Origin of the sequence: Dietzia maris, from assembly GCF_014144855.1 — a bacterium.
GTDB classification, from domain to species: Bacteria; Actinomycetota; Actinomycetes; order Mycobacteriales; family Mycobacteriaceae; genus Dietzia; species Dietzia kunjamensis.
This window is the reverse complement of record NZ_JAALDN010000254.1, coordinates 1-1,094: the sequence shown is the minus strand read 5'-3', so window position 1 is coordinate 1,094 and position 1,094 is coordinate 1. Positions and strand designations below refer to the sequence as shown.

The following is a 1,094-nucleotide window of genomic DNA, read 5'->3' as shown; positions in this document are numbered from 1 at the left end:
GACGGGCGACCCAGCCACGAGGCCGGCGAGCAGGCGGACGATGCCTCAGGCCGCGAGCGTCCCGGCATCGACCCGGACGTGGAGCAGACCGCGAAGCTTCGGCTCCCGCCCGACATCAGGGACTGACCCGACGCCGCAGCGGGTCGGGGCGTTCCGGGGGCGGACTAGAGTCGGGGGCAGCCGTTCCGCCCACCGTGTCCCCACACAACCGTGTCAATGAACACCGTGTCCCCGCGAGGAGTCCCATGACCGATCCCGTCACCGTCGACGCCCAGGCCCGCACGCGACTGTCCGAGCTGGTCGCCGAGCTGGCCGTCGTCCACGGTCGCGTCACCCTCTCCTCGGGGCGCGAGGCCGACTACTACGTCGACCTGCGCCGCGCCACGCTGCACCACGAGGCCTCGCCCTTGATCGGACGGCTGCTGCGCGAACTCACCGCGGACTGGGACTTCGACGCCGTCGGTGGATTGACGCTGGGCGCCGATCCGGTGGCCACGGCGATCATGCACGCGCCGGGCCGGCCGATCGACGCGTTCGTGGTGCGCAAGGAGGCCAAGAAGCACGGGATGCAGCGCCGCATCGAGGGCCCCGACATCGTCGGTCGCCGTGTCCTGGTCGTCGAGGACACCACCACCACCGGGAACTCGCCGCTCACGGCCGTGGCCGCCCTGCGCGAGGCGGGCGCCGAGGTCGTGGGCGTGGCCACCGTAGTGGACCGCGCGACCGGTGCCGACGACGTGATCCGGGCCGAGGGCGTGGAGTACCGCGCGTTGCTGGGTCTGACCGACCTGGGACTGGAGTGACCGGCATGGATACGACGACGACAACGACGACGACGAGGGCATTCCGCGATCGCCTGGTGCAGGCGCTGACGGAGCGGGTGGGCGCACTCGGCGACACGTCCCGCCCGGAGGGGCCCGCGTTCCTCGCGGCCGCGGTGGGGACGGAGATCGCCAAGGCCACCGGGGTCGGCGCGCTGGAGAAGCTGTGCAAGCCGGTGATCGTGCCGGCGGCGCTGGCGATCGCGCTGCGCGACGGTCGGCTCTCCGCGGTCGACACCGCGCTGCTGTCGGCCACCGGAGCGGCGTACACCG

At 72.9% G+C, this 1,094-nt stretch carries 1 protein-coding gene and 1 pseudogene; both read left to right on the top strand.

Translation table 11 applies throughout. The features are described 5' to 3' along the window. Positions 1–245 precede the first annotated feature (245 nt). Positions 246–803 carry an orotate phosphoribosyltransferase gene (pyrE, locus tag G6024_RS08975; protein WP_132062441.1) on the top strand — a complete coding sequence of 186 codons (558 nt, stop codon included), beginning with the start codon at positions 246–248 and terminating at the stop codon, positions 801–803. A 5-nt stretch (positions 804–808) separates the two neighbouring features. Continuing rightward, positions 809–1,094: pseudogene (locus tag G6024_RS08970) on the top strand (lysoplasmalogenase family protein); the annotation flags it as partial.